This window comes from Alcaligenes faecalis (genome assembly GCF_009497775.1).
Taxonomy (GTDB): Bacteria; Pseudomonadota; Gammaproteobacteria; order Burkholderiales; family Burkholderiaceae_B; genus Alcaligenes; species Alcaligenes faecalis_D.
In genome coordinates, this window is record NZ_CP031012.1 from 1,242,374 (window position 1) to 1,264,187 (window position 21,814).

Below are 21,814 nucleotides of genomic sequence, written 5' to 3' on the forward strand. Positions count from 1 at the left end.
CATCATGCAAGATATCCGTACCGGAACCTCGCCCTGGATGGATGGCGAGGATGCTTTCGTGCGTGTGGACGAAGTCGTCAAGATTTTTGGCGACACAGTGGCCGTCCAGTCCGTAAGTCTGGACGTCGCCCGTCACGAAATTTTTGCACTGCTGGGCAGCTCGGGTTGTGGCAAGTCCACCTTGCTGCGCATGCTGGCAGGGTTCGAGGAACCGACTTCCGGTCGGATTTATCTGGACAACGAGGACATTACCGACCTGCCGCCTTACCGGCGGCCGGTCAATATGATGTTCCAGTCCTATGCACTGTTCCCGCACATGTCGGTCGAGGCTAATGTGGCTTTCGGCTTGAAGCAGGAAGGCGTGCCCCGCAACGAAATTCACGAGCGCGTGTTTGAAGCGCTGGATCTGGTGCAGATGGCCGGTTTTTCGCGCCGCAAGCCCAGCCAGTTGTCGGGCGGCCAGCAACAACGTGTGGCCCTGGCGCGTAGTCTGGTCAAACGTCCCAAGCTGCTCTTGCTGGACGAACCCATGTCCGCCCTGGACAAGCAGATTCGTCAGAAAACCCAGATTGAGCTGGTCAAGATTCTGGAGCGCGTTGGGGTGACCTGCATCATGGTGACCCACGACCAGGAAGAAGCCATGACCATGGCCAGCCGACTGGCCGTGATGTCTGACGGGCAGATCATCCAGTCCGGTACGCCTTACGATGTGTACTCCTTCCCGAACTCGCGCTTTGTAGCGGGTTTTATCGGTTCTACCAATCTGTTCACCGGCGTGGTGACGGTGGACGAGCCCGATCACGTTCATATCGAGTGCGAAGAATTAAACCGCCCCTTGTATGTCAGCCACGGGATCAGCGAACCGCTGGGCATGGACGTGTATGTGTCCATCCGTCCCGAGCAGATCAAGGTGAGCCGTGAATTGCCTTCCGAAGACACCAACTGGGGCCACGGCATTGTGACCCACGTGTCCTGGATGGGCAGCTACACCCGTTACCAGATTCGTCTGGATGCGGGCATGCTGATCGAAGCGCAAATGCCTAGCGGCACCTTGGCCCAGCCAGATGCTCCCGGCGTGGACGAAGAAGTCTACGTGTCCTGGTCCGACGACAGCGCAACGGTACTGAGCACATGAAGAACCTGTCCTGGCGCAAACTGCTGCCCACCAGTCGCACACTGGTGGTCGCACCCACATTCCTGTGGATGATCCTGTTTCTGCTGGTGCCGTTTTTGCTCGTGCTCAAGATCAGTTTTGCCGATCTTGATTTCGGGGTGCCGCCGTATACGCCCTTGGCCCAGTTCGCCGAGGAAAGCATTTCCTTTGTCCTGAACCTGCGCGGCTATATCCTGCTGTTCAGCGACAATCTGTATTTGGCCACCTACGTCAGTTCGCTGAAGATGGCCGCCGTCACCACGATCTTTTGTATCCTGATCGGCTACCCGGTGGCTTACTACATCGCGCGTTCCTCTCCGGCCGTGCGCAGCCTGCTGTTGCTGGCGGTGATCCTGCCGTTCTGGACCTCCATGCTGCTGCGCGTCTATGCCTGGGTAGGCATTTTGCGTGGCGACGGCCTGCTCAATCAGGTCTTGCTGTGGATAGGCATTATTGATGCGCCGCTGGAAATCTATCGCACCGATCTGGCCGTCTATATCGGTTTGATCTACGCCTATCTGCCGTTTTTCATCCTGCCGCTGTACGCCAATCTGGTGAAGCTGGATATGCGCATGCTGGAAGCCGCTTACGATCTGGGCGCTCGCCCTTGGTCGGCCTTCTGGCACATCACTTTGCCCATGTCCATGTCCGGCGTGATTGCCGGTGCCATGCTGGTATTTATCCCGGCTGTGGGCGAGTACGTGATTCCGGAAATGCTGGGCGGGGCCGATACCCTGATGATGGGCCGCGTCATGTGGACCGAGTTCTTCAATAACGCAGACTGGCCCATGGCCGCTGCCGTGACCTGCGTGATGGTCTTGCTGCTGATCATTCCTTTGATTTTCTTCCAGTACAGCCAGATGCGACAAATGGAAGCGCAACGGGGAGGCCGCTCATGACCAAGCCTAATCCCTGGTTGCGTGCCATCGTCCTGACGCTGGGTTTTGGTTTTCTGTACATCCCCATTCTGTTCCTGATCGTCTTTTCATTTAATGAATCGGCCATCATGACGTCCTGGTCGGGTTTTTCTTTCCGCTGGTACGAGTCTCTGTTTCAGGACAAGGCTTTGCTGAGCGCCGCCAAGCTGTCTTTCCTGATTGCCGTGCTGACGGCCACCATGGCCACCATCCTGGGCACCTGGGCCGCTTATGTGCTGGCCCGTATGGGACGCTTCAAGGGTTTTGCTCTGTACATTGGTTTGGTCAGCGCACCGCTGGTCATCCCGGAAGTGGTGCTGGGTATCTCCCTGCTGCTGATGTTTGTGGAGCTGAACTCCCTGTTTGGCTGGCCGGAACAGAACGGTATTTTCACCATCTGGATTGGGCACGTGGTGTTGTGTACTGCTTACGCGACCGTGATTCTGCAATCGCGCATGCGTGAGCTGGATCGCTCTCAGGAAGAGGCGGCTCTGGATTTGGGTGCCACTCCCTTGAAGGCGTTTTTTCAGGTAGTCCTGCCCTCGATCGTGCCTGCCCTGATGGCCGCCTGGTTGCTGGCCTTTACCCTGTCGCTGGACGATGTGGTGATTGCCTCTTTCCTGTCCGGTCCGGGCTTTACCACCTTGCCGGTGGAAGTGTTTTCGCGCGTACGCTTGGGCCTCAAGCCCGAGATCAACGCTTTGGCGACGCTGCTGATTTTGGTGATTGGTATTTTTGTTGTGGTCGCCAGTCGCTTGCAGGTACGCCGCGAGCGTCGCGCCTGATTGATAAGGAGTTTTGCCGTGTTCACGATGTATGGTTTGAAAAATTGCAGCACCTGCCAAAAGGCGATGGCCTGGTTTGAGCAAAACGGTCTGCCTTTGAACTTTGTGGATTACCGCGAACATCCCTTGGAAGCGGCCCGCTTGCAACAATGGGCGCAGGAGCTGGGCGGCTGGCCCAAGCTGGTCAACCGTGCTTCCATGACCTGGCGTAATCTGCCTGCGGAACGTAAAGAGCCGCAGGACGACGCCCAATGGCTGGCCTTGATTGCCGAGTTTCCGGCGCTGGTGCGCCGCCCCTTGCTGATTACGCCCGAGGGCGAGGTCAGCGTGGGTTTCAACGAAGGCAAATTTGCCGCTCGTTTTCTTAAGTAAACCAAGGGGGGCCAAGCCCCCCGATTTTTATATCTGCCATGTACACACAATCCGAACTCAAACAACAGGTGGCCCAGGCCGCAGTTGACTACGTCCTTCCTTTCCTGACCCCTGATTCCATTCTGGGTGTGGGTACGGGTTCTACGGTTGATCTGTTTATTGACGCCCTGGCGGCACACAAGCATGCCTTCAAGGCTGCTGCTTCCAGTTCGGAGCGTTCTACCGCTCGCCTGCAAAGTCTGGGTATTGCCGTGCAAGACCTGAACACCATCGAACGTATGGACTGGTATGTGGATGGTGCGGACGAAATCGACGCTGGTCTGAATATGACCAAAGGTGGGGGCGGTGCACTGACCCGCGAGAAAATCGTGGCCTCGGTCTCGGACAAGTTCCTGTGTATTGTGGACGACTCCAAGCTGGTGGATCGTCTGGGCGCCTTCCCCTTGCCGGTGGAAGTGATCCCCATGGCCAAGAATGCCGTGGCTCGCCAATTGCGTGCCTTGGGCGGTAATCCCGTCGAGCGTACGGGCTTTGTGACCGATAACGGTGGCCTGATTCTGGACGTGTCCGGTTTGTCGATTGCCGACCCGGCGGCTCTGGAAGCCCAGATCAACAATATGCCCGGTGTGGTGTGCTGTGGCCTGTTCGCGATTGCTCCAGCCAGCGTGGCCTTGATTGCCGGTCAACAGGGTGTGCGTACCCTGTCTGGCGACGGTTTCTGAATTTTAATGTCTCTGTCATAATCGGTGCTTAATCTATGCACGGATTAAGCGCTGGCGCGAGCCATTTTGCTGTTACAGAAGGCCACTATGAACGAACATACCAATAAGCAGTTTCACTCCGATCTGGAGGCCACCCGTTCGCTGTTTTTGCAGATGGGCGGTATTGTCGAATCGATGGTACGGAGTGCGACCGAAGCCCTGCAATCAGGGGATATGTCGCTGGTCGATCAGGTTCGCGAGCGTGAAAAAGAAATCAACCGCCTGGAGGTGGAGATTGACGAGCGCATCACCAACCTGATCGCCCGTAATCAACCCACCGCCATTGACCTGCGCATGTTGCTGTCCATCTCCAAAATGCTGACCGATATGGAACGCTGCGGGGACGAGGCCGAGCGCATTGCCAAGATGGCTCGCCGTCTGCACGAAGGCACCGCTGGCTACGAGCCTGTGGTGGAGCTGCGTCACATGAGCTCCTCGGTCGCTGGCATGATCAACGATGTGCTGGACGCCTTTGCGCGCCAGGACGCCGTGCACGCGGCACAGATTGTGCGCAGCGACAAGGAAGTGGATCGTGAATGGAAGGGTTCGCTGCGTCACATCATCACTTACATGATTGAAGACCCACGCACGATCTCGCATTCCATTGACCTGATCTTTATCGCCCGTGCGCTGGAGCGCATTGGTGACCACGCCAAGAACATGGCTGAACGCGTGATCTACATGGTGCGTGGTGACGATGTACGCCACACCGGTGTGAAGAACACCGAACGTACTGCACGTGGTGAGCCTTTGCCCGAGCCGGAATCCGACGATAAAGTCTGATTCCGATCCAGGCCTTCTTGCTTCAAGCCTTGCATGGTTTCATGCAGGGCTTGTTTGCTTTTGGGGCGATGAAAACGTAGCAGCTCTTTGATTGACGGGCAGGACCAGGTATCAGAAGCCGAAGCCATAGCCTTGCAGTGCTTGCCCAGGGTAGAACTGGGTGCGGACGACGACCGCATCGTGCACCGTAATGGCTGCAGGCGAATCCAGCCAGGGCGGCGTCAGTGTGGGCATGGCCAGTAAAAAACCTTGTACGCCGTGCGCGCCAGATTGGCGAACGAACTCCAGATCAGCCTCGTCCTCCACGCCTTCAATCACCACATACGGGCAGTAATCGGCACAGACATTCACCAGGTTGCGTAGCAAGTGCGCAGGCTGTCCGGGGCTGCGTGCCCGTAGCAAAATAGAGCGGTCAATCTTGATGATGTCGGCATGCGTCTGCGCCAGAAAGGCCAGGGTGCTATTGCCCGAGCCCGTATCATCCAGGGCAATCCGTACGCCCAGATTTTGTAGCTGGGCAATCAGCCGGAGCGCTGTTGGTTTGTGCGCAATCGTACCGGTTTCCGTGACTTCCAGAATCAGACGTTGGGCCACATCGGGACGGCTATCCAGATAGCTGAACAGGTCTTGCCACCACAAATCATCCTGCAAGGAACCGGCAGACAAATTGGCCCCCAGGCACAGAGTGGGCTTGGTGCTCAAGAGCTCAACCACACTTCCCAAGACGCTGCGATCCAGGCGGGAAATCAGTCCCAGTCGCTCCAGGGCGGCAATGGCCTCGGGCAAGGCATAGTCGGCCCCGCTGGGGTGGCGAATCAGTGCTTCTTCATAAAAGTCTTTGTTCTTGTGCTTGTCACCCAGGTGATAGAGCGGCTGAAAGGCCAGGGCCAGCAGACCGTTTTGCAAATCGTCCAGCATGCGGACCGCCAGGCACATATCGTCCCGGTAGGTCTTGGCCCAAACCTTGTGCCAGGAGGCCAGTGTCGCCGGATGGTTGTGAGAGCAGGGGTTGGGGGCCGGAGGGTGAAGCAGGTCCGTGTCGTATTGACGGCTGTCGTAGTGGTAAGCCATCTGGGTATGCAGATAGATACGGTGTTCATCCTGGGCGATGGGGTCGCACTCCAGCGCTGCGCCCAGCAATTGGGCCAAGGCATTGGGGTGGGTGCGCTGAAAGCGATTCTGTTTGCCCAAGTGCTTCAAGGCAATCAGGACAAAATCCCCCTGGATAAAGATCTCGTCTGCGCTTAGCCCGCAGTCCAGCAGCCTTTGTTGCACCGTATTGAGCACAAAAGCATGAAACTCGGACCCATACAAAACCTGTAAATAACTGAGATTGACCAGCCACAGGCGTAAGTGGGTCGAGTACTGATCAATCTCGGGTAGGTCTAGGCGGCACATGAACTTCTTTTCCTGTGGGTAAAGCAAGTAAGCGGCTGTGCTGTACAGGGACACGGTAATGGGGGCGTGCCGGGCTGCTCAGACAGGGGCTTCGAGATAAAGCCCGTCTGGCCATTGGGTAGCTCAGCCAGTATTGGGTCGGCGTAGGGATAGACCAGGGTATGGCGGCTGCATTCTGGAAGGGCATGTCCCGACCAGCGTTATTCCTGTGTTTGTACTGCGCTTCCACCCCTTGCCTGGGCACCCCACGTGTCCATCAAGCCAGCCGTGATTTTGTGCCTTAGGAGTAGGAATAACTGTAGAAAACGCGCATTTCTTTTGATTTTTGACCAGTCGGAAACGAAAGTATCGCGATGCGTTTCATTTGTTTACGTATTCAGGGGGCTTGCTGCAAAGGTGCTGATGCTGGAGAGGGCTGGAAAAGTGCGCAGAAATAAAGAAACCCCTGAGCATGAAGGCCATGCTCAGGGGGTCAGGTGTTTGATCTGGAAGGGGGCTTAGGCGCTGGGAGCGGTAAAACCGTCGGCTTCCACGTCCTTGTCTTCAAACAGATACTGTTCCATCTGTTCTTTCAAATACGTGCGGGCACGGGCGTCAGCCAGGTTCAGACGGTTCTCGTTCACCAGACGGGTTTGCACGTCCATCCAGTTGGCCCAGGCCTGTTTGGAGATCGAGTGCCAGATCTTGGTGCCCAGCTCGCCGGGGTAGGGTGGAAACTCCAGGCCCTCGGCTTCCTGTTTCAGCTTCACACAGTGAATCATGCGTGCCATATGTGTTCCTTTTCAATCAAATGCTTGGATGGGCGTATTGTACTTAGGGGCGCAGGAGGGTCAAACCGGCTTACAGCTTTTTAATAAAGACCATGCTGTTGCGCGAACGGTTGTAATGCGACTGCTTGCCCTTGGGCAGATCCGACACGCCACCTTGCACAAAACCACGCTTGATGAACCAGTGAGAGGTACGGGTGGTCAGCACGAACAGACGCTTGAAGCCAGCCGCACGAGCTTTGGCTTCCGTGTGGCGCAGCAGGATTTCGCCTTCGCCCGAGCCTTGCCATTCCGGGTGCACGATCAAACAGGCCATCTCGGCCATGCTTTCTGCCTCGTAGGGAATCAGGGCGACACAGCCATAAATAATGCCGTCGTGCTCCAGAACCGTGAATTGCTCCACTTCACGTTCAATAACAGAGCGGCCTCGTGGTACCAGTGTGCCGTCAATTTCCAGTGGCTCGATCAGTTGCACAATCGCACCCACATCGTCCAGATTGGCCGGGCGCAAATCGTCCAGTGTGTCTTCCACCACCATGGTGCCCACCCCGTCGTGGGTGAAGATTTCCAGCAAAATGCTGCCGTCCTGCTTGTAGGGCACCAGGTGTGCACGGGCAATCCCGCGTTTGACCGCTTGTGAGGCGTAGCGCAGGAAGGTGGAGCAGTCCTCGTCCAGCTTGCCCGAGGCCAGCAGGGAGTCGGCATCGGCACGGGCAAGTTCCGAGTCAATATCCAGATTATTGGAGTGCCCGATATGCTCCGGGGTCAGGAAAATCAGTTTTTCGGCACGCAGGGCGATGGCCGTGCTGGTGGCCAGATCCTCCATGTCCAGGGTAAAGGCCTCACCAGTTGGGGAAAAACCCAATGGGGAGAGTAGAATAAGCGCTCCTTGGCTCATGATCAGCCGCATGGCGTCCACGTCCAGTTTGCGTACCGCGCCAGAATGCTTGAAGTCCAGGCCATCAATCACGCCTACAGGACGCGCGGTCACAAAGTTGCCCGAAATGATGCGAATCTGGGCGTGTGACATGGGGGTGTTGGGCAAACCCTGGCTGAAGGCCGCTTCAATATCCAGGCGAATTTCACCGGCAGCTTCCTTGGCGCATTCCAGAGCGACCGCACTGGTCGGCTCGGTACCGCGACCAAATTGCGTGGTTTCGCCTTTCAGGCGCAGTTGCTCATTGACCTGGGGACGTGAGCCATGCACCAGCACCAGCTTGATGCCCAGCGCCGACAGCAGCGACAAGTCCGGGATCAGGGTGTAGAGCAGTCCATCGTTGATGAGCTCGCCCCCAAAGGCCACCACGAACGTCTTGCCACGAAAATCGTGTACATAAGGCGCCACTTCCCTGAACCATCGCACAAATTGTGCCTGGGATTCATCAGGTGGTTCGATGGCGTTGTACGAGTCGGGGATGTCTGTGTTCATTGCGGGGGATCTTTGCGTCCAAATGGTTTCAAGCCAAAATTATAATGATGTCTGTACCAGAAACTACCTTTCATGCACGAGTCCGACGAATTGACTGAAAACCCACACTCTTTACCAACAATTTCGTACCCTGATGACCTGCCAGTCAGCGCCCGACGGGCCGAAATTGCGCAGGCGATCAAAGACCATCAGGTGGTCATTGTGTGTGGTGAAACCGGCTCGGGCAAAACCACCCAATTACCTAAAATCTGTCTGGAGCTGGGCCGTGGCCTGCAGGGCAAGATTATTGGCCATACCCAACCGCGCCGTCTGGCCGCCACCTCGGTCGCCAAACGTATTGCCCAGGAGCTGCAATCGGAAATCGGTGACTGGGTAGGGTACCAAATCCGCTTTAATGACAAGACCGGACCGCGCTCGGCCATCAAATTGATGACGGACGGGATCTTGCTGGCCGAGTCCCAGCGCGATCCTTTATTAAGCCGCTACGACACCATCATTATTGACGAGGCCCATGAACGCAGTCTGAACATCGACTTTCTGCTGGGCTTTTTAAAGCAGCTGCTGCCACGGCGTCCGGATCTGAAGCTGATCATTACCTCGGCCACGATTGATGCCGAGCGTTTCGCGCAGCACTTTGCCCACAAGGGCAAGAAGGCGCCAGTGATCGAAGTATCGGGCCGTCTGTATCCCGTCGATATTGTGTATCGCCCGATTCTGGACCCGGCCTTGGTCGATACTGAGGAACGCCGCTCTGCCTCCGAAGAAGAGCGGGATCTGATGCAAGGTATTGTGGACGCCGTGCAGGAGTGCGCCCGACACGGTACTGGCGATATTCTGGTGTTCCTGCCCGGCGAGCGCGAAATTCGTGAAGCGACTGAGGCACTGGAAAAAGAAAAGCCCATCAATACGGTGATCCTGCCTTTGTTTGCGCGTCTGTCGCAGGCGGATCAGGAACGTATTTTCCGCCCCAAAGGCAATGCGCGTCGTGTAGTGCTGGCGACCAACGTGGCTGAAACCTCCTTGACCGTACCCGGCATACGCTTTGTGGTCGATAGCGGACTGGCGCGTATCAAGCGCTACTCCTGGCGTAACAAGGTCGAGCAGCTGCGTATTGAAGCGATCAGCCAGGCCTCGGCCAGTCAGCGGGCAGGGCGTTGCGGTCGTATTGGCCCCGGTATCTGTATTCGTCTGTATGACGAGCAGGACTTCAAGAGCCGGCCCCCCTTTACGGATCCCGAGATTCTGCGTTCCTCGCTGGCATCGGTGATTCTGCGCATGAAGGCTTTGCATCTGGACGATGTGGAAACCTTCCCCTTTGTGGAGCCGCCCACGGGTCGTGCGATTGCCGATGGCTATCAGATTCTGCAAGAGTTGGGAGCGCTGGATGAACAGCAGCGCCTGACCAAAGTAGGCCGTTCTCTGGCCAAGCTGCCTGTGGACCCGCGTGTGGCCCGCATGATTCTGGCGGGTCACGAGCATCATTGTTTGACGGAAATGCTGATTGTGGCCTCGGCCATGTCCGTGCAAGATCCGCGTGATCGTCCTGTGCACGAGCGGGAAGCGGCCAATCAGGCCCACGCTCGTTTCAATGACGACAAGTCCGAGTTCCTGTCCTATGTGAAGCTATGGAACTGGCTGGAAGAGCTGTCGCAGGAACAAAGCTCGCAGCGCAAATTTGCCAATAGCGTCAAACAGGCTTTGCTGTCCCCCCTGCGTATTCGTGAATGGCGGGATGTTCACACCCAATTGCGCAGTCTGGTGCAGGAACAGCGCTGGGTCGCCAACCCCTCGGCAGCTACGTATGAGCAGGTGCATCTGGCCTTGCTGACGGGTTTGATCGGCAATATTGGCTACAAGAGCGAAGAAACCGGCGTCTACCAAGGCACGCGCGAATTGCGCTTTGTGATTCACCCCGGCTCCAAGCTGGTCAAGAAAGCAGGCCGCTGGATTCTGGCGGGCGAGCTGATGGAAACCACGCGACTCTTTGCCCGCTGCGTGGCGCGTATCGAGCCGCAGTGGATTGAAAAAGTCGGTGCTCATTTGCTGCGCAAAACCTGGGGCGATCCGCGCTGGGAGAAGAAAGCCGGTCAGGTGGTGGCCAATGAGCGCGCTACCTTGTATGGCTTGCTGATTTACAGTGGCCGTCGCATTCACTTTGGTCGCATTGACCCGGTGCAGGCGCGCGAGTTGTTCTTGCGCCAAGCCCTGGTGCCGGGCGAGATCGATTCCAACCTGCCTTTTCTGCGTCATAACCGTCAGCAGATTCAGGCAGTGGAGCGTTTGGAGCACCAATCGCGTCGCCCCGATATTCTGGTGGACGAGGAACTGATCTACGCGTTTTACGATCAGCGTATTCCCAAGGACGTGTACCAAACTGCCACCTTGGAAAAGTGGTTCAAGGGTTTATCCAAGGAAGAGGCCAAGGGCCTGGAGCTGAACCGTGACGAGCTGATGCAGCACGACGCAGCCGGTATCACCACCGAGGTTTTCCCGCGCTCGGTCGAATGGCAGGGCGTGAAGATGGCGCTGGATTATCACTTCGAGCCGGGTTCGGTGCGCGATGGCGTGACCTTGAGCGTCCCCTTGTTTGCCCTGAACCAGATCGAAGCCGCCCGTTGCGAGTGGCTGGTGCCTGGCATGCTGAAGGAAAAAGTGCTGGCTTTGCTGAAGTCCTTGCCACAGCGTATCCGTCGCCATTGCGTGCCGCTGCCGGATTACGCCGCGGCCTTCCACCAACGCTGGTTTGAGAAAGCTTCCGATCCAGGCATGAGCCTGCTGGATGCGATTTCCCAGGATATGTGGCAACAGCTCAAGCAACGGCCCCAACGCAGCGATTTCAAGCCTGAAACCTTGGCGACGCACTTGTTCATGAACTTCCGGGTGATTGACGAGCATGGCCGCATGTTGTCAGGCGGGCGTAATCTGGATCAGCTCAAGGCCGAGCATGGCCGTCAGGCCCAGGCCTCCTTCCAGCAAATGGCCGCCAGCGACGAGCAGGTGGCGCAAGTGCTGGATCACGAGCAACTGACCAGCTGGAGCTTTGGCGAACTGCCCGAGCTGATGGAAATCAAGCGTAAAGGTCGCAGTTTTATTGGCTACCCGGCCTTGATCGACAAGAAAACCCATTGTGATCTGGATGTATTTGACGATCCGGCTCAGGCCCAGCGTCAGCACCGCCAGGGTTTGCGCCGCTTGTTCCGTTTGGCCCTGCGTGAGCAGGTGCGCTTTCTGGAAAAGAACATTACGGATCTGACACGTATCAGCATGCTGTACATCAACCTGGGGACGCAGGAACAATTGCGTGACCAGATTATTGATGTGGCCCTGGAGCAGTCCTGCATGATGGAGCCCTGGCCCAAGAATCAGGCCGAGTTCGAGGCCCGCGTGCAGGAGGGGCGCAGCCGTCTGGGTCTGGTCGCTCAGGAAGTGGCGCGTCTGGCTGGGCAGATTCTGAATGAGTGGAGCGCTGCCCAGAAGAAACTGGCGCAAATCAAAGCCCATCCCGAGGCTTTGAAAGACATACAGCAGCAATTGAATGTCCTGATGCCCACTTTGTTTCTGGAAAGCAATGAATACGCGCAGCTGGCGCATATGCCACGCTATTTGAAAGCCGTACAAACTCGGGTGGACAAGTTACGTGCCGATCCGGCCCGCGACCAACGCTTGATGCAGGATATGTCGGTCTTGCTGACGAAGTATCAGCGTGCCGTGGCAGCGCTGAAAGGCGCGACCGATAGCGGCTTGCGGGACTTCCGCTGGATGCTGGAGGAATTGCGTGTGTCCTTGTTTGCCCAGGAACTGCGCACCCCCATGCCTGTCTCGGTCAAGCGTCTGGAAAAAGCCTGGGCTGCCTTGCAGCGCTAGATTGTTTGTTATTTTGGTATTGGTCGGCAGGGGGCGGGTGATTGTGCGTTTGTCGTTCAGCGAGATGTGAACCAATCGAAACATATTGCCTGCCCTTATTCACCCTGAGCATCGCTTCAGGGTCACCAATGTCTATTGGCTTAAGTACAATTCCATCATGAGCGAAACCACCCCTTCCTTTGTCCATTTGCGATCCCACTCGGAGTTCTCCGTGGTGGACGGCATCGCCCGTATTCCCGAAATGATCAAAAAAGCGCAGGCCTATGGGCAGCCTGCATTGGCTTTGACGGATTTGTGCAACTTGTTTGGGCAGATCAAGTTCTATACCTCGGCGCGTAAAGCCGGGCTGAAAGCCATCATGGGTTGTGATATCTGGCTGCAGAACGAGGAAGACCGCGAAAAACCGTCGCGCTTGTTGTTGCTGGTGCAAAACGAGGCCGGTTACCTGAGTCTGTGCGACATTCTGACCCGTGCCTGGCTGGGCAACCAGTACAAGGGGCGGGCAGAAGTACAACGCGCCTGGCTGAAAGAATGCAGTGGTCTGATTGCCCTGTCCGGTGGACGGATGGGCGATGTAGGCCAGGCTCTGGCCGATGGCAATCTGGAATTGGCCCGTGATTGTGCCCGTCATTGGGAAAATCTGTTCCCTGGCGCTTTCTATATTGAGTTGCAGCGTAGCGGTGCTGACGGCGACGAGCAGTACGTACAGGCTGCCATGCGTTTGGCCGCCGAGATGGACCTGCCCGTCGTGGCCACGCACCCTATTCAGTTTATTGCACCGGACGATTTCCGCGCGCACGAAGTGCGGGTGTGTATTGCCGAAGGCGAGCAACTGGCTAACCCCAAGCGTGTGAAGCGTTTTACGCAAGAGCAGTACTTTCTTAGCTCGGACGAAATGCAGCAGCGATTTGCGGATGTGCCGTCTGCGCTGGAAAACACGCTGGAAATTGCCAAGCGTTGCAACCTGGAACTGGAACTGGGTAAACCTTATTTGCCCGACTTTCCTACGCCCGATGGCATGTCGCTGGGCGACTTCCTGATTCAGCAGGCCAAAGATGGTCTGGAAATCCGCTTGAAGCAGTTGTATGCCGACCCCGAGGAGCGCGAGAAGCAACGCCCCACCTACGAAGAACGCTTGATGTGGGAGTGCAACACCATTATTTCCATGGGGTTCCCCGGTTACTTCCTGATCGTGGCGGACTTCATCAACTGGGGTAAACATAATGGCGTGCCCGTAGGACCGGGTCGAGGATCGGGGGCGGGTTCTCTGGTGGCTTACAGCATGGGGATTACCGACCTGGACCCCTTGCGCTATGACTTGCTGTTCGAACGTTTCCTGAACCCCGAGCGGGTTTCCATGCCTGACTTTGACGTGGACTTTTGCCAGGACAACCGCGAACGCGTTATTGATTACGTTAAGCAGAAATATGGCCGTCAGGCCGTCAGCCAGATCGCCACATTCGGTACTCTGGGTGCGAAAGCGGTGGTGCGCGACGTAGGCCGCGTGCTGGAGCTGCCCTACAGCCTGTGCGATGGCTTGTCCAAACTGATTCCGTTCAACCCTGCCGATCCCTGGACGCTGGAACGTGCGCTGGCCGATGAGCCTGCTTTCCGCGAGCGTTACGAGAACGACGAGGAAGTCAAAGCCCTGATCGACCTGGCCCGCCCCTTGGAAGGCCTGACCCGTAGCGTGGGCATGCACGCCGGGGGCGTCCTGATTGCGCCTGGCAAGTTGATCGATTTCTGCCCGCTGTACGCCCAGTCCGGCCCTGATGCCAACGCCGTGTCGCAATACGACAAGGACGACGTGGAGGCCGCGGGTCTGGTCAAGTTCGACTTTCTGGGTCTGCGTAACCTGACCATTCTGGATTGGGCCGTGCGCTATGTGCGCCAGTTCAATGCGGACAAACGTGATTTCGACATCATGGCTTTGCCATTGGATGACGACGCTTCCTACAAGATTCTGTGCGAGGGCAATACCACCGCCGTGTTCCAGCTGGAATCGCGCGGGATGAAAGAGCTGTTGCGCAGTCTGCGACCTTCCACTTTTGAAGACATTATCGCCATGCTGGCCCTGTATCGTCCGGGGCCGCTGGAGTCGGGCATGGTGGTGGACTTCGTGAACCGGAAACACGGTCGGGCTGAAGTGGATTATTTCCACCCGGATCTGGAGAGCACCCTGAGCAGTACCTACGGGGTGATCGTCTACCAGGAACAGGTGATGCTGATCTCGCAGATTATCGGTGGCTACTCGCTGGGTGGTGCCGACTTGCTGCGTCGTGCCATGGGCAAGAAAAAGCCCGAGGAAATGGCCAAGCACCGGGTCCTGTTCGAGGAAGGGGCGGTCAAGAAAGGCCACGACCCTGAATTGGCGGTCAAGCTGTTTGACCTGATGGAAAAGTTTGCGGGCTACGGCTTTAACAAGAGTCACTCCGCTGCTTACGCCCTGATTGCCTATCACACGGCCTGGCTGAAAGCTCACCATCCGGCCGAGTTCCTGGCCGCGACCTTATTGTCCGATATGGACGATACCGACAAGGTACAGATTTTCTGGAAAGACGCGCTGGCTAATGGCGTGGAAGTTCTGCCGCCGGATATCAATGCGTCCAACTATCGCTTTGAGCCTGTGCAGGACAGCTATACGGAAAAAGGCTTGCCGCCTCGCACCATGCGTTATGGCCTGGGTGCCGTGAAAGGGACGGGTCAGGCTGCGGTTGAAGCGATTGTGGATGCGCGCAAGCAAGGCGGTCCTTTCACCAGCCTGTTTGACTTCTGCCGTCGTGTGGACCGCCATCAGGTGAACAAGCGCACGATTGAAGCCTTGGTGCGCGCAGGTGCTTTTGACACGATTGATGAAAACCGCGCTGCCTTGCTGGCCAGTATCGGCGCGGCTACGGAAGCTGCCGAACAGGCCGAACGTAGCGCCAACCAGTCCTCGCTGTTTGATGACGACTCCAACGATATTGTGGAAGGCGAGGTTGCGAAAGTAGCCCCCTGGAGCCTGCAAGATCGCTTGCGTCAGGAAAAGACGGCGCTAGGCTTTTACTTCAGCGGTCACTTGTTTGATGCCTGGCGTGATGAAGTCCGCCGTTTCGCACCAACACCTTTGGCACGTCTGGAAGCCTCGCGCAGCCCGCAGTGGTTTGCCGGCGTGCTGTCGGCCGTGCGTGTACGCATGACACGTCGTGGCAAGATGCTGTACGCCATGCTGGATGACGGCTCGGCGCAGCTGGAAGTGGCTATCTTCAATGAACTGTTTGAAGAGCACCGCCAGCGTCTGAAAGAAGACCAGTTGATCATCATCCAGGGCAAGGTCAGCAACGACGATTACACTGGCGGCTTGCGCATCAATGCCGACGCTATTTTCGACTTGCAACTGGCCCGTGAAGCCCGTGCCAGTTGCCTGAGCATCGGTCTGAACAATAATGCCGACGCACAGCGCCTGCAAACCTTGCTGGCGCCACACCGCGCCGAGCAGCAGGGCGGTGTGCCGGTTGAAGTGCAATTGCAGCGTCCTGATTACGAGTGCGTCGTGCAGTTGGGCCCGCAATGGCGTGTCCGTTTGGCAGATTCCTTGCTGGAACAGCTGGAAGACTGGGATGCCACGCACGAGGTGGAGATCAGCTACCGATGAGGCCCTTGCGCATTCTGCACTCGGAAGCCGCCACCAGCTTTGGCGGTCAGGAAAACTACATCCTGCGCGCCATGCGCATTTTGCGCGAGCGGGGGCATCAGGTGGAGGCCGCCTGCCAACCCCATGCCCAGTTGACCGAGCGCCTGCGCGACGAGGGTTTTGTTGTCCATACCCTGTTGATGGATGGTCCGGCCAACTATATGCGCGGTGTGCGCCAGTTGCGTCGGGTTTTGCGCCAAGGCCAGTTTGATGTGCTGAACAGCCATAGCCGCCGCGACACCATGCTGGCCGGTGTGGCCGGGCGCTTGGCGGGGACCCCCTTGATTGTGCGCACGCGCCATCTGGCCAAGAAAGTGGGCTCCCTGATGTCTTACACCATCGTGCCCAAGCGAGTCATTACGCCCAGCGACTATGTGCGCGATCACTTGATCGAGCGCGGTGTGAAACCCGAGCATGTTCAGGTGGTCTACCCTTGTGTTGATCCCAGCGTGATTGATTCGGCACCGGCCCTGGATTTGCGTGCCGAGCTGGGTCTGGCGTCTGATACCTTGCTGGTAGGTTGCGTTGCTGTATTGCGGCGCGAAAAAGGCCATCATGAGCTGATCGCTGCCATGCAGCCCTTGTTTGATCGCTATCCTCAATTGCACTTGGTGCTGGTGGGGGGCGGCTCGCCGGGCTATGAGCAGTTGCAGGCCCTGATCGCAGAGCTGGGGTTGCAGGAGCGGATTCATATGCTGGGCGCTCGTTCAGATGTGCCCTCAATTCTGCCCAATCTGGATGTTTTTGCCTTGGCGACCCATATGGAAGCCTCGGGCACTGTATTTGTAGAAGCGGGCTGCGCTGGCATTCCCGTGGTGGGCAGTCGCATAGGCGGTGTGCCCGAGGTATTGCAGGAAGGCCGTAGCGGTTTGCTGGCGGATGTACACGATAAGCAGGCCTGGTGTGCTGCCATAGAACAATTGATTCAGAATCCACAGCTGCGTCAGGACATGGGGGCCGCAGGCCGCCTGTTTTGTCGTAGCGACGAGCGCTTTACCCCCGTCGCCATGGGCGACCGTCTGGAAAGCGCTTACTACCGCTGGTTAAAGGAGCTTCAGGGATGAAAGTGGCAAGCACTGTGCCCGTCATGATGTACCACCATGTCACCCCGGAAGGGGGCATGATCAATGCCAGTCCCGAGCATTTCGAGCAGCATTTGCAATGGTTGAAGAAAAACGGCTGGACCAGCCTGACAACCGAGCAATTCGTCGGCCATTTGCAAGGGCAGGGCGTACCGCCCAAATCGGTACTGATTACCTTTGATGATGGCTACCTGGATAACTGGGTCTACGCCTATCCCTTGCTGAAAAAATATGGCTTCAATGCCGTGATTTTCCTGGTAACAAGCTGGATCAATGAGGGGCCTGTGCGCCCTTATCTGGGTCAGGGTCAGGACGTGCCGGAGTGTCCGGATCATCGGGAATGTGAGGCGCGCATCGAGCAAGGCCGTAGCGACGAGGTTATTTTGCGCTGGAGTGAAATCCACGCCATGCAGGCTGATGGCGTGTTCGAGTTCCACAGCCATACTCACACGCATACTCGCTGGGACTTGAGTGAACAACGCGACCAAAAGAACGACAAGATGCGTTGGGAGCTGGATCAGTCCCGCAAGACCTTGATGGCCAATATGGGCACGGTCTCCGATCAGCTCTGTTGGCCGCAAGGCTATTTTGATCCGGATTACGTACAGGTCGCCCAGCAGGCAGGTTTCCGCTATCTGTACACGACGCGCGCCTTTGGCTCCAACCAGCCCGGTAGCGATCCATTGCATATTTACCGCTTCGCCGTGCGTGATACGACAGGCGTCTCGGTGGGGCGCAGGCTGAATGTCGCGGTACATCCCGTGATTGGTCCGATTTTCAACAGGTGGAAAGCATGGCGTCGTCGTCAACGACAGAAGTAGAACAAAGCGCCGTGTCCAGTTCCGGCAAGCGCCTGTCCGTGATCCTGATTACCAAAAACGAGCAGGCGCATATCCGCGCTTGTCTGGAATCGGTGGCCTTTGCGGACGAGATCATTGTGGTGGACTCGGGCAGCACGGATGAGACCGTGGAAATCGCCCGGTCCATGGGGGCGAAAGTCACGGTCACCCCGGATTGGCCTGGCTTTGGGCCGCAGAAGAATCGGGCGCTGGATCAGGCCACGGGCGAGTGGGTGCTATCCATTGATGCGGATGAGCGTGTTACCCCCGAGCTGGCACAGTTGATTCAGCAGGAAATGGCTCAACCGCGTGGTACGGCTTATCGGATTGCCCGTCTGTCAGAATTCGCAGGCCGGTGGATGCGCCATAGTGGTTGGTGGCCAGACCGGGTTCTGCGTCTGTTCAAGCGTGGCACCGCCCGCTTTAACGATGCCAAAGTCCATGAAAGCGTGCAGACCGAGCATCCCGTCCTGATTCTGGATGGTCATTTTCTGCATTACCCCTACGCCAGTCTTGAAGTCTTTATTGACAAGATCAACCGCTACTCCTCGGATGCGGCGCGTCAAATGCAGGCCAAGGGCAAGACAACCAGCTTGCCGGGTATTGCTGGTCATGCCAGCTGGACCTTTGTACGCCACTACATAGTTCGACGTGGTTTTCTGGACGGCCCCCAAGGCTTCATTCTGGCGTGCATGGCCGCTTCAGGCAGCCTGTTTCGATATAGTAAGCTGTGGTACTACACCCGTCAGAAGTCAGATTAGCCCCTTATAATGCCGCCTATGATTCCGATTCTTATGTACCACCAGGTCGGGGTGCCCGCTCCCAAAGGCTCGCCATACCGTGGTTTGACTGTGCATCCAACTGATTTTCGGCGCCAGATGACGTGGCTGAAGCGCTTGGGCTATCGCGGTTTGTCCATGGCGCAATTGATGCCGTACCTGCGGGGTGAAAAGCAGGGCAAGGTCGTGGGGATCAGCTTTGATGACGGCTACCGTAACGTCTTTCAAAACGCGATGCCGGTGCTGGATGAATTGGGCTTTACGGCCACCAATTACATCGTCGCCCGACATCTGGACGGTTCCAACTTCTGGGATCAACCCAAAGGCGTACCTCATTCCGGTCTGATGTCCTTGCCCGAGCTGCGCGCCTGGGTGAATGCCGGTCATGAAGCCGGTTCGCATACGCTGGACCATGTGCATTTGACGGATGTGTCCTCGGAAATTGCTCATTACCAGATCGCGCAATCCAAGACGGAGCTGCAGGATGCGCTGCAAGTGGAAGTCAGCGCTTTCTGCTATCCCTATGGGGATCAGAATCAGGCCATCCGCGAGCAGGTGCGTCAGGCAGGGTATCTGAACGCCACCACCACCAATCGCGGTCTGGCCCGTTCAGACGATGATTTGTTTGATTTGCCCCGCGTGACGGTCTCGCGCTCCACCAATATTTTGCGCTTCGTGCAAAAGTGCGTGACACGCCTGGAAGACAAGCGCCGTACGGTTTCCCGCTCATGAGTTCAGATCAAACCCACGATACTCCCGCTGCGATTCCCGAGCGTTTGCGTATTGCTTTTGTGGTCGATCGTTTCGGCAATCGCTTTGGCGGCGCCGAGGCGTATGGCGTGGAGCTGATGCGCGAGCTGGCCGAAAAACACGAAATTACCGTGTTTGCGCGTGAATATGACAGCCGCTGCGATTTGAAGCTGGCCTATGTGCCTATTCGTCATTGGTCTCATTGGCCAGGTTGGATACGCGGCATCTTGTTTGCCCGTCAGGCGGCCAAGGCCACGGCCCAGGGTTTTGATATTGTGCATTCGCACATGAACGGCTGGTGTGGAGATGTGGAAGTCGTCCATGTCACCCCCGTGCGCTTTAACTGGCGCGTGCGACCTTTGCCTTTGTTGAAAAAACTAGGTTCTTACTTCAGTCCGCGGGTTTGGGGTTATCTGGGTTTGGAAAAGCGGCGCTTGCGTCCCGGTCCTCATGCTGTGGTCGCCGTTTCGGGCCTGATTGCCGAACAGTTGCAGCAAGCTTATGGCAGTGTGCACGACTATCCCGTCATTGCTCCCGGTGTGGCCTTGCCACAAGCTGATGTCCAAGGTGAAGAGCGTGCCAAGGTTCGTGAGTCTTTAGGTTTTACGAAAGAACAGGTGGTTTGCTTGCTGGTGGCGCGTAACCCACTGCGTAAAGGCTTGAGCACGGTGCTGGAAGCCTTGGCGAAATTGCCATCTCATTATCGTTTGCTGGTCGTAGGTGGAAAGCCGGGTTTGCGTGATCAGATGCGCCAGCAGCTGCAGGCCCTGAACATGCAGGACCGCGTCATCTTGCAAGGTGAGACCTCTAACGTCGACCCCTTTTATCGCGCTGCCGATATTTATGTGCATCCCACCCTGAATGACAGCTTTGGCATGGCACCGCTGGAAGCCATGTCCTATGGCCTGCCGGTTGTACTCAGCCCGGCTCCGTGGTGCGGCTTTGCCCAGTATGTGCAGGGAGGTTATCACGCCTTGCTGCTCAGCCATCCGGAAGATGCTCAGGAACTGGCCCAAGCTATTGAAAAAATTAGCAAAGATCCGGTGATGGCCCGCAATCTGGTGGAGAATTCCAGAGAGTTGCTGGTCCAGTTCAGTTGGCCTGCAGTGGCCTCTCAATACCAGGCTCTGTATGCCGAGGTTTTGAAGCGCCGCTAAGGCAGGTTGTTGTATTTAGGTTGCGCTTGAACGGGTCAAAACACGTTCAGTTATTGTTCAGCCAGGGCTACAGCAGATACACTTCGTTTCGTGTGCGCATCTTCGAGGTGCTTTTTTGCAGTTAATTAAGCACGTTGCAGGCGGAGCGATTTGTGAAAGTTCTTATTACTGATATTCATCACGGCAATGGTGGTGGTCACGTGACCTACGTCCTGAGCTTGTTGCGAGAAATGTCGAATCGCTGCGAGTTCACGCTGGCTGCGCCGCCAACCGGACGTCTCTATCAAGAGGCCTCCCGCATCCCCAATGTGCGCGTGCTGCCGGGCTTGTATACCTCCCGCATCTTTACCGCTTTGCCTGAAATCTGGCGTCTGCGGCAATTTTTGAAAACCAATCGTTTTGATATTGCCCACTGCAATGGCGGGGCGGACCATCGACACCTGATGGCTGCCAGCCTGGGGCTGCGTGAAGCGCCAGCGATTGTCTGGACCAAACATAATACGAATGAAGTCGGTAGCTTCGGCCATAGCCTGCGCGCGCGCTTCGGCACCCAGTCGGCCATTGCTGTCTGCGAATTTGTGAAGCGTCAGTTGCAGCAGTCGGGCTATGCCCGTGCGCCGATTACAGTCGTGCGTAATGGTATTGATGTGTCCTATTTACAGCCGCCGTCCCGTGCTCAACGGGCGCAGGCTCGCCAGCAGTTTTTTGGGGATTTGCCTGATAACACGCTGGTTTTTGGCAGTATTGGTGGCACCGATTTGAATAAAGGCTGGTTATTGCTGGTGGAGGCGGTCAGCCGCCTGTCCCCCGAGCAGCGCAGCCGTATTCGTATTCTGGTCGCGGGTGATCCGCCCAATGAGGCGATGAAAGCACGTGTGCGCGAACTGAGCATGGAGCAATCTGTCACCTTCCCTGGCCTGGTTTCTGATGTTCGTCAGGTGCTGGCTGCCTGCGATGTGGGCTTTGTGCTGTCCTATCGCGAAGCGGCTTCCTATGCCAGTTGTGAAACCATGGCTGCCGGCTTGCCAACGCTGGTCTCCGCGGCGGGCGGTTTGCCAGAAAATGTACGTGATGGCGTGGATGGCTGGGTTGTACCAGTAGGGGATGTGGAAGCGCTGCATTCGTATTTGCAGCAACTGCTCAATGACAAATTCTGTCTGCGCACCTTGGGCGGTAATGCCCGGCGTCGTGTGGAAGAGGAGTTTTCCTTGAGCAAATTTGCAGCAGATACCGAAAAGGTTTACCGCCACGCCAGGGCTCAGCGTTTTGGGGATCGTCAGTCAAATCTCGCCTGATAAGGGCTTG

General features: G+C 56.9%; 17 protein-coding genes. 14 read left to right on the plus strand and 3 right to left on the minus strand.

Annotated elements, in window-relative coordinates; genetic code table 11:
- Positions 1 to 4: 4 nt before the first annotated feature.
- The 6 genes from DUD43_RS05660 to phoU all read left to right on the plus strand — a co-directional run bounded on the left by DUD43_RS05660 (position 5) and on the right by phoU (position 4,771).
- Complete coding sequence (locus tag DUD43_RS05660; RefSeq protein WP_153229488.1) at positions 5 to 1,135, plus strand: ABC transporter ATP-binding protein; 1,131 nt, start codon at positions 5 to 7, stop codon at positions 1,133 to 1,135.
- On the plus strand, positions 1,132 to 2,052 hold the full coding sequence (locus tag DUD43_RS05665) for an ABC transporter permease subunit (protein WP_153229489.1): 921 nt from the start codon (positions 1,132 to 1,134) through the stop codon (positions 2,050 to 2,052). The genes DUD43_RS05660 and DUD43_RS05665 overlap by 4 nt, the downstream gene beginning before the upstream one ends.
- Positions 2,049 to 2,855 (plus strand): ABC transporter permease subunit, encoded by an 807-nt coding sequence (locus tag DUD43_RS05670; protein WP_153229490.1) that lies wholly within the window; start codon positions 2,049 to 2,051, stop codon positions 2,853 to 2,855. Before DUD43_RS05665 ends, DUD43_RS05670 begins: the two co-directional genes overlap by 4 nt.
- Before the next feature lie 27 nt (positions 2,856 to 2,882).
- Entirely contained in the window at positions 2,883 to 3,227 is a 345-nt protein-coding gene (locus DUD43_RS05675) for a Spx/MgsR family RNA polymerase-binding regulatory protein (protein WP_153231545.1), read from the plus strand.
- Positions 3,228 to 3,265: 38 nt separating this feature from the next.
- Positions 3,266 to 3,949 (plus strand): ribose-5-phosphate isomerase RpiA, encoded by a 684-nt coding sequence (rpiA, locus tag DUD43_RS05680; RefSeq protein ID WP_153229491.1) that lies wholly within the window; start codon positions 3,266 to 3,268, stop codon positions 3,947 to 3,949.
- Positions 3,950 to 4,036: 87 nt separating this feature from the next.
- Positions 4,037 to 4,771 carry a phosphate signaling complex protein PhoU gene (gene phoU / locus DUD43_RS05685; RefSeq protein WP_153229492.1) on the plus strand — a complete coding sequence of 245 codons (735 nt, stop codon included), beginning with the start codon at positions 4,037 to 4,039 and terminating at the stop codon, positions 4,769 to 4,771.
- 111 nt (positions 4,772 to 4,882) lie between these two features.
- Here phoU and DUD43_RS05690 read toward each other — a convergent pair whose 3' ends face one another.
- From DUD43_RS05690 to argA, 3 genes are all read right to left on the minus strand, one after another.
- Positions 4,883 to 6,169 (minus strand): EAL domain-containing protein, encoded by a 1,287-nt coding sequence (locus DUD43_RS05690; protein ID WP_153229493.1) that lies wholly within the window; start codon positions 6,167 to 6,169, stop codon positions 4,883 to 4,885.
- Between the two features lie 497 nt (positions 6,170 to 6,666).
- On the minus strand, positions 6,667 to 6,939 hold the full coding sequence (locus DUD43_RS05695) for an oxidative damage protection protein (RefSeq protein WP_009461661.1): 273 nt from the start codon (positions 6,937 to 6,939) through the stop codon (positions 6,667 to 6,669).
- Positions 6,940 to 7,009: 70 nt separating this feature from the next.
- Positions 7,010 to 8,365: an amino-acid N-acetyltransferase gene (gene argA / locus DUD43_RS05700; protein WP_153229494.1), complete on the minus strand. Its 1,356-nt coding sequence runs from the start codon at positions 8,363 to 8,365 to the stop codon at positions 7,010 to 7,012.
- A 72-nt stretch (positions 8,366 to 8,437) separates the two neighbouring features.
- Here argA and hrpA point away from each other — a divergent pair, with 72 nt between their 5' ends.
- From hrpA to DUD43_RS05740, 8 genes are all read left to right on the plus strand, one after another.
- Positions 8,438 to 12,229: an ATP-dependent RNA helicase HrpA gene (gene hrpA / locus DUD43_RS05705; RefSeq protein ID WP_153229495.1), complete on the plus strand. Its 3,792-nt coding sequence runs from the start codon at positions 8,438 to 8,440 to the stop codon at positions 12,227 to 12,229.
- Positions 12,230 to 12,386: 157 nt separating this feature from the next.
- The gene (dnaE, locus tag DUD43_RS05710; protein WP_153229496.1) at positions 12,387 to 15,863 is read left to right on the plus strand and encodes a DNA polymerase III subunit alpha; all 3,477 of its coding nucleotides are present in this window, start codon (positions 12,387 to 12,389) and stop codon (positions 15,861 to 15,863) included.
- Positions 15,860 to 16,966: a glycosyltransferase family 4 protein gene (locus tag DUD43_RS05715; RefSeq protein WP_153229497.1), complete on the plus strand. Its 1,107-nt coding sequence runs from the start codon at positions 15,860 to 15,862 to the stop codon at positions 16,964 to 16,966. Before dnaE ends, DUD43_RS05715 begins: the two co-directional genes overlap by 4 nt.
- Positions 16,963 to 17,805: a polysaccharide deacetylase family protein gene (locus DUD43_RS05720; RefSeq protein ID WP_153229498.1), complete on the plus strand. Its 843-nt coding sequence runs from the start codon at positions 16,963 to 16,965 to the stop codon at positions 17,803 to 17,805. The genes DUD43_RS05715 and DUD43_RS05720 overlap by 4 nt, the downstream gene beginning before the upstream one ends.
- On the plus strand, positions 17,778 to 18,584 hold the full coding sequence (locus DUD43_RS05725; protein ID WP_153229499.1) for a glycosyltransferase family 2 protein: 807 nt from the start codon (positions 17,778 to 17,780) through the stop codon (positions 18,582 to 18,584). The genes DUD43_RS05720 and DUD43_RS05725 overlap by 28 nt, the downstream gene beginning before the upstream one ends.
- A gap of 33 nt (positions 18,585 to 18,617) precedes the next feature.
- Positions 18,618 to 19,334 carry a polysaccharide deacetylase family protein gene (locus DUD43_RS05730; RefSeq protein WP_153231546.1) on the plus strand — a complete coding sequence of 239 codons (717 nt, stop codon included), beginning with the start codon at positions 18,618 to 18,620 and terminating at the stop codon, positions 19,332 to 19,334.
- Positions 19,331 to 20,509 (plus strand): glycosyltransferase family 4 protein, encoded by a 1,179-nt coding sequence (locus tag DUD43_RS05735; RefSeq protein WP_153229500.1) that lies wholly within the window; start codon positions 19,331 to 19,333, stop codon positions 20,507 to 20,509. Before DUD43_RS05730 ends, DUD43_RS05735 begins: the two co-directional genes overlap by 4 nt.
- A 152-nt stretch (positions 20,510 to 20,661) precedes the next feature.
- A complete protein-coding gene (locus DUD43_RS05740; protein ID WP_153229501.1) occupies positions 20,662 to 21,804 on the plus strand; it encodes a glycosyltransferase family 4 protein in 1,143 nt (380 codons plus the stop codon).
- Positions 21,805 to 21,814 lie beyond the last annotated feature (10 nt).